Source organism: Pseudomonas sp. FW507-12TSA (genome assembly GCF_058781435.1).
Genome location: NZ_JBYSWT010000053.1, coordinates 17528 through 27762 on the forward strand (window position 1 = coordinate 17528; position 10235 = coordinate 27762).

Below are 10235 nucleotides of genomic sequence, written 5' to 3' on the forward strand. Positions count from 1 at the left end.
AAGCCGGTCAAACAGCCATTGGCCGCAGTTGTGCGCCGGGTTCCGGGCCCTTGCCCGGCCCGACATGGCTCCTGCACTATGCCCTGCCGCCATTCAAGGAACGACTCGATGCTCCCGCGCCTTCTGCTCAGTACCCTGTTGGGCCTCGCGGCCCCCGCCCTCTGCCTGGCCCAGGAGCCGACCTCACGCCTGGACCAGGTGCTGGAAAGCGGCCACCTGACGGTCTGCACCACCGGCGACTACAAGCCCTACAGCTACCTGCGCGACGACGGGCACTACGAGGGCATCGACATCAGCCTCGCCGAGTCCCTGGCCCAGAGCCTCGGGGTCCGGGTGAAGTGGGTCAACACCACCTGGAAGGGCCTGATGGCGGACTTCCAGAGCCAGCAGTGCGACATCGCCGTCGGCGGCGTCTCGGTGTCCCTGGAGCGCCAGAAGAAGGCCTTCTTCAGCCAGCCCCTGGGCGTCGACGGCAAGATCCCCCTGGTGCGCTGCCAGGATCTCAAGCGCTACCAGACGGTGGAACAGATCAACCAGCCCTCGGTGCGCCTGATCGAACCCCCGGGAGGCACCAACGAGGTCTTCGCCCGCACGCGCCTGCCCAACGCCAACCTGACCCTGTTCGCCGACAATGTGAAGATCTTCGACCAGTTGCTCAGCCACAAGGCCGACGTGATGATCACCGATGCCTCGGAGGCGCGCTTCCAGCAGCGGCGCAAGCCGGGGCTGTGTGCGGTCAACCCCGAGCATGCCCTGCAGTACAGCGAGAAGGCCTTCCTCCTGCCCCGGGACGATGTGGCCTGGAAGAGCTACGTCGACCAGTGGCTGCACCTGAGCAAGGCCACCGGCGCCTACGACCAGGTGGTCAATCAGTGGTTGGCGGCGCCGTAATCCTGCTCCAGCAACTGCCGGAAGGCCTGGCAAGCCGCACTGCGATAGGCACCCCGGCGCCCCAGCAGCACCACGCTGCGCGGCGCCAGGGGTGAGGCCAGGGCCAGCGCGCGCAAGCCCGGTTGTTCCCGGGCTATGGCACTGGGCAACAATGTCACCAGCTGCCCGCGACGCACGATCTCCACCAGCGCACTGACCGAATTGGCCTCGATGGCAATGCATGGCGCAATGCCCTGCTGGCGACAATACAGGTCGATATGGCGGCGGGTGGCGAAGTCGCCACTGAGCAACGCCAGCGATTGACGCCCCAGCGCCGCGGCATCCAGCGGCTCTTGCTCCCTGGCCTGGTACTGCGGGCCGACCACCAGGCTCAGGGTCTCGCTGAACAGGTCCTGGGGCTCGATTTCCGCCAGGTGTTCGCCGGCAAAGGCAATGCCCAGGTCCAGGCGATCCTCGGCCAGGGCCGCCTCCAGGCGATCCTGGGTCATTTCCTCGATGCTCAGGCGGATGCCCGGATAGCACTGGTTGAAGCGGCTGAGCAAAGGCCCGGCCAGGTAGGCGGTGAAGGTCGGGGTCAGGGCCAGGCGCAACGAGCCGCGGCTCAGGTCCTGTACGTCATGCATGGCCCGCCGGGCGGCTTCCAGGTCCTGCAGGGCACGCCGGGCATAGGCGACATAGGCCTGGCCAGCGTCGGTCAGGCGCACGCTGCGCCCGGAACGATCGAACAACGGCGCCCCCAGTGACTCCTCCAGTTGCTTGACCTGTTGCGACAAGGTCGGCTGCGACACGTGCAGCGCCTCGGCGGCGCGGGTGAAGTTGCTGTGCTCGGCAACGGCCAGCAGGTAACGGATATGACGCAAGAGCATGATGGCTCCAACTATAGGTATGGCTTATGGAAAGCATAATAAACCGATCTTGGACGCTATAGCTGAAAACTCCCATCCTTGCCCCATCAGCGACGCAAGGAGACCCCCATGCAGCACATCATCGACGGCTTCCTCAAGTTCCAGCGCGAAGCCTTCCCCCAGCGCAGCGAACTGTTCAAGCAACTGGCCAGCTCCCAGAGCCCCGGCACGCTGTTCGTCACGTGCTCCGACAGCCGGGTGGTACCGGAACTGCTGACCCAGCAGGAGCCCGGCGACCTGTTCGTGATCCGTAACGCCGGCAACATCGTGCCCAGCTACGGCCCCGAGCCCGGCGGCGTATCGGCCACGGTGGAATACGCGGTGGCGGTACTGGGGGTGAGCGATATCGTTATCTGCGGCCACTCCGATTGTGGCGCCATGACCGCCCTCTCCACCTGCAAATGCCTGGACCACCTGCCAGCCGTGGCCAACTGGCTGCGCCACGCCGAATCGGCCCGGGTGATCAACGCCGCGCGGCGCCATGCCTCGCCCGCCGAACACCTGGACGCCCTGGTACAGGACAACATCATCGCCCAGTTGGCTAACCTGAAGACGCACCCCTCGGTGGCCTTGGCCCTGGAACAGGGCCGGCTGAACCTGCATGGCTGGGTCTACGACATCGAGAGCGGCGCCATCGCCGCCCTCGACGGCCCTACCCGGCGCTTCGTCTCCCTGGCCGAGCACCCGCATACCTGCGCCTTGGCCAGCCGCCCTTCGACCGCTGCCTGAGCAGCAACCTTCACTCACCCAAGAGGAATCCACCCATGCTGCAATCCCAATTTGCCCAAGCCCCACGCCTGGCCCTGGCCGACACCATCATCGATGCCAAGGCGCGCAAGAACCTGTCCTGGCAGGACCTCACCGACGGCACCGGCCTGAGCCTGGCCTTCGTCACCGCCGCCCTGCTGGGCCAGCACGCCCTGCCGGCCACCGCAGCCGACCTGGTGTGCGACAAACTGGGCCTGGATCAGGACGCCAGCCGCCTGCTGCAGAGCATTCCCTCGCGCGGCAGCATCCCTGGTGGCATCCCCACCGACCCGACCGTGTACCGCTTCTATGAAATGCTCCAGGTCTACGGCTCGACCCTCAAGGCCCTGGTCCACGAGCAGTTCGGCGACGGCATCATCAGCGCCATCAACTTCAAGCTGGACATCAAGAAGGTCGAGGACCCCGAAGGCGGCTCCCGCGCGGTGATCACCCTGGATGGCAAGTACCTGCCGACCAAGCCGTTCTAAGGGCAGCGGCAAGCCTCAAGCGCATGCTTGCGGCTTGCCGCTTGAGTCTTATTTAATTTTTAAATAGTGCGGCCAACTTTCTGATTTGCCCCCGGCACGCACGGCACCGCCTAATCAGCCCACTGCTTATTGAAGGTCTGGTTATGGAAAGCGTTCGTGCAACCTCCCGCCCCGCACTCTGGCTGATGGTCAGCGTGGTCCTGGTGGCACTCAACCTGCGGCCGTCGATGGCCGCCGTCGGCCCGCTGCTCTCGGGCATTCGTGGCGATATTCCCTTGAGTTTCAGCCTGGCCTCGCTGCTGACCATGCTGCCGGTCATGGCCATGGGCCTGGCGATGTTCTTCGGCATGGACATCGCCCGGCGCCTGGGCGAACACCGCACCGTGGTCTTGTCGTTGCTGATCATCGGCCTGGCCACGGCCTCGCGATTGTTCATGGATTCGGCGGCGCAGCTGATCCTCAGCGCCGTGCTGGCCGGTATCGGCATCGCCCTGATCCAGGCGCTGATGCCGGCGCTGATCAAGTCGCGCTTCGCCGACAATGTCTCGCTGTTCATGGGCCTGTATGTCACCTCGATCATGGGCGGCGCGGCCATCGCCGCCTCCTTCGCCCCCCTGGTGATGAACCAGAGCGGCAGCTGGCGCCTGGCCCTGGCGATCTGGGCCGCCCTGGCCTTGCTGGCCCTGGTGTTCTGGTATGCCCAGCGGCGCTCCCTGCCCAGCCTGCCGGGTGCCAGCGGTGGCCGCGAGTCGTTCGCCGGTAATCGCCGGGCCTGGTTGCTGGCGGTGTTCTTCGGTCTCGGCACCGCCTCCTACACCTGCGTGCTGGCCTGGCTCGCGCCCTACTACGTGGAGAACGGCTGGAGCGAACAGAGCGCCGGCCTGCTGCTGGGCTTGCTCACTGCCATGGAGGTGATCTCCGGGCTCATCACCCCAGCCATCGCCAACCGCAGCCAGGATCGGCGCCTGGTCCTGGTGGCGCTGTTGCTGCTGGTCATCGCCGGCTTCTGCGGGCTGATCCTCAGTCCGCGGCACCTGAGCCTGCTCTGGCCGTGCCTGCTGGGCCTGGGTATCGGCGGGTTGTTCCCCATGAGCCTGATCGTGTCCCTGGACCATCTGCACGACCCGCGCCGCGCCGGCGGCCTGACGGCCTTCGTGCAAGGCATCGGCTACCTGATCGCCGGGCTGTCGCCACTGCTGGCGGGCCTGATCCGCGACCAGCTGGGCAGCTTCGAATGGGCCTGGTGGTCGCTGAGCGCAGTGATGCTGCTGATGATCTTCATGGTGCTGCGCTTCGACCCCCGGCACTACACCAGGCACATTCGTTGAACCGCCTTGTACCCCGGCCCGGGAGGCCTGCATGAACCCTGTGAACTTCACCCAGGCCAACCTCGGCATGCTGCTCTGGGCGGCGTTGATCGCCGCCTCGTTCTTCGCCGCCGCCCAGGTCGGCCAAGCCATCGACCCGGTACTGCTGACCGCCTTGCGCTTGCTGTTCTCGGCGCTGCTGTTCGTACCCCTGCTGTGGTTCAAGGGCTTCTGCGTGCCGAACCTCTGCGGGCTGGCGGCCCACGGTGTGCTGGGCCTGTTGCTGGCGCTGTACTTCGGTTCGCTGTTCGAGGCGCTGCGCTACACCTCGGCGGTCAACACCGGGACCCTGTACACCCTGGTACCGCTGCTGACCCTGTTGTTCGAAGGCTGGCTGCTGCCCGGCGACAGCCGCAAGCGTAGGCTGCTGCCGATGCTGACGGCCGCCGCTGGCGCGCTGCTGCTGATCCTCAAGGGCGGCGCGCCAGGCCAATGGCCGTCGTGGTACGCAGTGGGGGTCTACGCCCTGGGTTGCCTGGCCATGGCCGCCTACCCGCCCCTGAGCCAGCGCTTCAAGGCCCGGTCCCTGCAAGGCCGGAGCCCGGCGGCCATGACCTTCTGGAACATGCTGTTCGGCTCGCTGTTCCTGTTCATCGCTTGCCTGGCCAGCGGCGGCTGGCGCAGCGCGGCATTGCTCACCGGCCACGACCTGGCGTGGCTGCTGTACCTGGCGCTGTTCGCCACCCTGGCGACCTTCTGGCTGCTGCACCGGGCCATCGGCGTCATCGCCCCTTCCACGGTGATTTCCTATGTCTATCTCAGCACCCTGTTCCTGACCCTGTTCCATTGGTCATGGCTGGGCCAGGCACCGCGCCTCGGGGAAATGTTCGGCGCCCTGCTGGTGGCGCTGGGCATGTTCGGCCTGGTGCGCAGCAGTCGCCCGCAGCCGGCCATGGCGGCAAATCCCCCCTGAATACGGGACAGTTTCGCGGGCCTGAATGACCAAGTCGTATTATCGGAAATTTATGTCCCGATGCTGTCCGCGATTCCCCGCCCCGGGCATTTAACTAGGACGATCGTTCCGCTAGCATCGACCCGGTTTGTGCGCCACCGGCGCCAGGTGCCCAGCGGGATGGAACGGATGCTCATCAGCAATGTGCTCAGGAAACTCGACATGCAGGACCTCATGGTCTTCGTTGCCGTGTATGAGCAAAGCAGTGTCACCGGGGTTTCGGAAACCCTGTGCGTCAGCCAGTCGACCGTCAGCTACTGCCTGAAGAAACTGCGCACGGGCTTCCAGGACGAACTGTTCATCCACACCCGCACCGGCATGCGTCCGACCTACAAGGCCACCAGCATGTACAGCCACGTGCTGAGGATCCTGGAGAGCATCAACCTGTGCCACAGCGGGGTGCCGGCCTTCGATCCGACCCACCAGGCGGTGACCTTCAACCTCTGCGCCCCCGAGTACTTCGAGCTGTTGATCCTGCCGCGCCTGCTCAAGGGCTTCGACTACGCCGACCTGCCGGTGACGGTCAACGTGCAGAAGCTGGAAGCGGACATTCCCGTCGACGAGTTGCGCGACGGCAGCCTCGACCTGGTGATCTGCTTCGGCCCCAACTTCCACCGCAGCCACGCCGATCTCCAGTCCCAGGTGCTGCTGGAAGACGAGTTGGTATGCGTCTTCGACAAACGCGCGACGCCGCCCACGCAAGCGCGTTTCAGCCTGCAGTCGTTCGTCGAGCGACGTCATGTGTTCCCCACGCCCTGGACATCCGACAGCAACATGGTGGATGGCTGGCTGGCCCGCCAGGCCCGGAAACGCCAGATCGCCGCCCGCTCCAACAGCTACAGCGCGGCGCTGAAGATGATCACCGGCACCGACTTCATCCTCACCCTGCCCCGGCGCATCCAGGCCCTGCTGGCCAACGAGGCGGTGTTCAACCACTGCGAGGCGCCCGCCGGCCTGCCGGGGTTCACCCTGGACATGCAATGGAGCCAGGCCAGTGACCAGGACAGCGCCCAGGCCTGGCTGCGCGAGCAGGTGGTCAAGGTCTGCGCCGAACCGGGCCTGCTCTAGCAGGCCGTTGAAAAACTACCTGCGTTGCCATCGCTGCGTTAAAAACACACTGGTGCGCCAGCCCGGTCAAAATGCTCATTGACCACTCGTAAACTGCGCTTTTTCGCCTGTTCTTGCCTTGCGCTGGCTGCCTCGCCGAGGTTTTTCAAGGGCCTGCCAGGCGCCTGTTGAATACCCGGCAACGCGCCTGCGCTGGCAGCCTTGGTCAGAGACCGATGGCGGCCTTGGTGTAGGAGGCCCGGTCGATATCCAGGAGTTCCACGCACAGCTGGACCTGCAGCTCTGCCGGCCAGGGCGCGAGGTCTTGCAGCACCACCAGCAAGCTATCGGACAACTGCTTCTTGATTTCCGGCGAACGGCCGCTGAGCAGCGCCAGCTTGACGTGGACGAAGGCACGCTCGCCAAGGCCGGTGCCAACCCGGAACGCCTCGACCTTCACCGCCCGGCTCTTGATATCGAACTCATCCGAGAACTGCCCGGACGCCACCAGCGCATGGTTCAAGCGCAGCAGTGCCTTGTCGGCATCCAGTTGCGGCAGGTTGGCGGTGTATTCCATATGCAGGTGCGGCATGGCAAAGCTCCCGGTCATTCAGGGAAAAAGGGCGTTCAATACTACACAAGCGCCGAGGGCCTTGAATCATCCATTGGTGTCATTGCCTTGCCGCTGCGCGCTCGCGCAGGGCCAGGGTTTCCCAGGCCGCCACCAACAGCATCACCAGGGTGGTCAGGCTGCCCAGCGCCAGGGCGGAAAACACCTGGCCCAAGGCCACCGGCAACAGCAGCGTCAGGCCGGCCAACCCCGCCAGGTGCGACAGCGGCGGCCAGGGCCGGTCGTTCATCACCCACTTGAACAAGGCGCAACCGAGCAGGAACAACCAGGGTCCGCCGATGATCACCAGTATTCCCGCCTGGCGAGCGTGATCCGGATGGATGAGCACCAGTTCGTCGGCCACCGCGCTGACGATGATCCCGGCGACGATCAGCAAGTGAATGTAGGTATAGGCGATCCGCGCCTGGCGCCCGGGGTCGGTGGAATGGGCGATGCGGTGATGGGCGCGTTCGGCGCCGCTGTCGAAGTACACCCACCACATGCCGATGCTACCCAGCACCGCGACGATGAACCCTAGCAAGCCTGGGCCGGTGGTGGCCAGTTCGGCGAAGGTGGCGCCGGTGACCAGCAGCGATTCGCCCAGGGCGATGATCACGAACAGCGCGCAACGCTCGGCCATGTGGTTGCCTTCGATATTCCAGTCCTCCAGGGTCGAGCGGCCAAGCCCCGGTACCCAGAAATACAGCGATGGCGCCAAGACCTCAATGCCCAGGGCCAGGGTCCAGCAGGCCAGGCGTCCCGGGCCCTGGAGCAGGCCGCCAGCGATCCAGAACACCCCGGAGAACATCAACCACAGCAGGATGCGCTGGAAGTTGCGGGTCATGTTCAGCGGCTCGCCACGCACCGCCCACAGCGAGTAGGCGGTACGTCCCACCTGCATGAACACATAGGCTGCGGCGAACAGCAGGCCACGGTCACCGAAAGCCTTGGGAATCGAGGACGACAGCAACAACCCGGCCACCATCAACACGAACAGCCCGAGGCGGATCGGCAGGGTCTGCGGGTCCAGCCAGTTGGTGATCCACGAGGTGAAGATCCACACCCACCACACCGCCACCATCAGCAACGCCACCTGCAGCACGCCGGCCAGCGACAGGTGCGCCAGCAGCGCGTGGGACAACTGGGTCACGGCGAACACGAACACCAGGTCGAAAAACAGCTCGACCATGCCCACCTTGCCGCTGTCATGGCTGCCGCGACCACGCAGCAGGGAACGGGATCGAATCATGGACACTCTCCGCCGGTGGAGGATTTGCTCGGGGTTTGTACTGAGCAAAGCAGGTGCCGCCGACAATGCCAGCGCGGCCCGGCGGGAACCACCGATCAGGTAGCCAGCGGCAGTGGCGTGCGCTCGCTCATGAAGGCTTCCAGGCGCGAACGCAGCCAGCGTTCGGCGGGGTCGGTGTCGACGTGACTGAGCCAGACCATGGACAGGTCCAGGGTCGGGGTCTTGAACGGAAACGGTTCGCAGTACAACTGCCCGGTGGTCGCCATGGCCTGGGCGGCGTAGTCCGGCAGGCTGGCGATCAGCTTGGTCCCGGCCAGCAGCGCCGGCAGCGAACTGTACTGCGGCACCGAAAGCACCACCTGGCGGGTGCGGCCGATCTCCGCCAGCCACTCATCGGCGAAGCCGGCGACATTGGCGGTGTGGGACACCAGCACATGGGGCCGCGAGCAGTATTCGTCGAGGCTCATCGGCGTGTCGCTGGCATCGGCGCGCAGCACGCTGGGGTTGATATGGCGCAGCAACTTGCGCTTGGCATTGGCCGGCAGGCCGCGGGTCTGGCTGATGCCGACGGTGATATCGCCGGAGGCCAGCAGGTCGGGAATCCGCCAGTAGTCCACGTGCTGGACCACGACCACCACCTGCGGCGCCTCCTGGCGCAAGGCCCGCAGCAAGGGCGGCAACAGGCCGAACTCGACGTCATCGGACAGGCCGATGCGAAAGGTCATGGTGCTGCTGGCGGGGTCGAAATCATGGGTCAGGCTCAGGGCCGAGGACAGGGCGTCCAGGGCCGGCGACAAGTGCTGGATCAGCTGCTCGGCACGGGCAGTGGGCTCCATCCGATGGCCGACGCGAATGAACAGCGGATCGTTGAACATCGCCCGCAGCCGATTGAGCGCGGAGCTGATGGTGGGCTGGCCGAGAAAGAGCTTCTCCGCCACCCGGGTGACGTTGCGTTCGAGCATCAGCGCCTCGAATACCACCATCAGGTTGATGTCGGCCTTGCGCAGTTCATTGCGATTCATCGGCGATGTTCCATAACCCAGTCGGCGCCCAGTGTAGAAACGCCCGGGGGCTGGCGTCCAGGCGGATGTCGCGGCTTGGCATGGTGCGGTTTTTCCAGGCCCCGGGGTTTCGTATAAGATATCCGCACCCTCAACCGCTTTCGGTAACCTCCGTGCCACTTCCCTTCAACAAAGCGCCGAACCTGGGCGTGACGCCCTCGACCTCGGAAATCATTGCCAAGCACCTGCGTGAAGCGATCATCTCCGGCCAGCTTGCCGAAGGCGAACCCGTTCGCCAGGACGATATCGCCCAGGCGTTCAACGTCAGCAAGATCCCGGTTCGCGAAGCGCTCAAGCGCCTGGAAGCCGAAGGGCTGGTGGACTTCCACCGCAATCGTGGCGCCCTGGTCACCCGGATCTCCGAACCCGAGCTGGCGCAAATGTTCGAGGTGCGGGTGCTGCTGGAGGTCAAGGCAATCCGCCTGGCCGTGCCGAACATGACCGAGGAAACCTTCGCCAGGGCCGAGGCCATCTGCGCCGAATTCGTCGGCGAAGACGATATCGGACGTTGGGCCGAGCTCAACTGGGAGCTGCATGCCTGCCTCTATGAACCGGCCCAGCGGCCCTTCCTGGTCAACCTCATTCGTTCGATCCACGACAAGATCGAGCGCTACCTGCGCATGCAGATGAGCCTCTCGGCGGGCAAGGACCGGGCCGACCACGAGCACAAGGATATCGTCGCCGCCTGCCGCGCGCGGGATGTCGAGCTCGTCGCCCGGTTGATCGAGACCCATATCAACGGGGTGTGCCAGAGCCTGTACGAACACCTGCCACACTGAATGCTCCTTTGCGTGGCACGGCTGCCGCCAGTGCCACTTGCCGTAACACCTGCCTGCCCCTCCCCGCCCATCCCCACCGTCACTTCTTGAGCGTGCGCCCCAGCAGATCCGCGCCTTGGCGCCATGGCCAAGGCAATGC

General features: G+C 65.3%; 11 protein-coding genes. 7 read left to right on the forward strand and 4 right to left on the reverse strand.

The genetic code is table 11. The features are described from left to right. Window positions 1-108: 108 nt before the first annotated feature. A complete protein-coding gene (locus tag AC3WK8_RS31345; RefSeq protein WP_085596027.1) occupies window positions 109-891 on the forward strand; it encodes a transporter substrate-binding domain-containing protein in 783 nt (260 codons plus the stop codon). Here the strand turns inward: AC3WK8_RS31345 and cynR are convergent. Further along, a complete protein-coding gene (gene cynR / locus AC3WK8_RS31350) occupies window positions 870-1757 on the reverse strand; it encodes a transcriptional regulator CynR (protein WP_103327014.1) in 888 nt (295 codons plus the stop codon). The genes AC3WK8_RS31345 and cynR overlap by 22 nt on opposite strands. 108 nt (window positions 1758-1865) lie before the next feature. Here cynR and AC3WK8_RS31355 point away from each other — a divergent pair, with 108 nt between their 5' ends. The 5 genes from AC3WK8_RS31355 (at window position 1866) to AC3WK8_RS31375 (ending at window position 6418) form a co-directional block, all read left to right on the forward strand. Beyond that, window positions 1866-2525, forward strand: a complete 660-nt coding sequence (locus AC3WK8_RS31355; protein ID WP_085596029.1) for a carbonic anhydrase — start codon at window positions 1866-1868, stop codon at window positions 2523-2525. A gap of 35 nt (window positions 2526-2560) precedes the next feature. Further along, window positions 2561-3031 carry a cyanase gene (gene cynS / locus AC3WK8_RS31360; RefSeq protein ID WP_022642898.1) on the forward strand — a complete coding sequence of 157 codons (471 nt, stop codon included), beginning with the start codon at window positions 2561-2563 and terminating at the stop codon, window positions 3029-3031. 143 nt (window positions 3032-3174) lie between these two features. Continuing rightward, window positions 3175-4359: a cyanate transporter gene (locus AC3WK8_RS31365; RefSeq protein ID WP_103327012.1), complete on the forward strand. Its 1185-nt coding sequence runs from the start codon at window positions 3175-3177 to the stop codon at window positions 4357-4359. Window positions 4360-4390: 31 nt separating this feature from the next. Continuing rightward, window positions 4391-5311, forward strand: coding sequence for a DMT family transporter (locus AC3WK8_RS31370; RefSeq protein WP_103327010.1), 921 nt, complete (start codon window positions 4391-4393; stop codon window positions 5309-5311). 168 nt (window positions 5312-5479) lie between these two features. Continuing rightward, window positions 5480-6418: a LysR family transcriptional regulator gene (locus AC3WK8_RS31375; RefSeq protein ID WP_031321117.1), complete on the forward strand. Its 939-nt coding sequence runs from the start codon at window positions 5480-5482 to the stop codon at window positions 6416-6418. A gap of 205 nt (window positions 6419-6623) precedes the next feature. Here the strand turns inward: AC3WK8_RS31375 and AC3WK8_RS31380 are convergent, their stop codons facing one another. The 3 genes from AC3WK8_RS31380 to AC3WK8_RS31390 form a co-directional block, all read right to left on the reverse strand. After that, window positions 6624-6989 carry a 5-carboxymethyl-2-hydroxymuconate Delta-isomerase gene (locus AC3WK8_RS31380; protein ID WP_085596032.1) on the reverse strand — a complete coding sequence of 122 codons (366 nt, stop codon included), beginning with the start codon at window positions 6987-6989 and terminating at the stop codon, window positions 6624-6626. 79 nt (window positions 6990-7068) lie between these two features. Continuing rightward, window positions 7069-8256 carry a low temperature requirement protein A gene (locus AC3WK8_RS31385; RefSeq protein ID WP_103327008.1) on the reverse strand — a complete coding sequence of 396 codons (1188 nt, stop codon included), beginning with the start codon at window positions 8254-8256 and terminating at the stop codon, window positions 7069-7071. Window positions 8257-8351: 95 nt separating this feature from the next. Further along, on the reverse strand, window positions 8352-9278 hold the full coding sequence (locus AC3WK8_RS31390; RefSeq protein WP_085596033.1) for a LysR substrate-binding domain-containing protein: 927 nt from the start codon (window positions 9276-9278) through the stop codon (window positions 8352-8354). Window positions 9279-9430: 152 nt separating this feature from the next. Here AC3WK8_RS31390 and AC3WK8_RS31395 point away from each other — a divergent pair, with 152 nt between their 5' ends. Beyond that, window positions 9431-10096, forward strand: a complete 666-nt coding sequence (locus AC3WK8_RS31395; RefSeq protein WP_022642890.1) for a GntR family transcriptional regulator — start codon at window positions 9431-9433, stop codon at window positions 10094-10096. Window positions 10097-10235 lie beyond the last annotated feature (139 nt).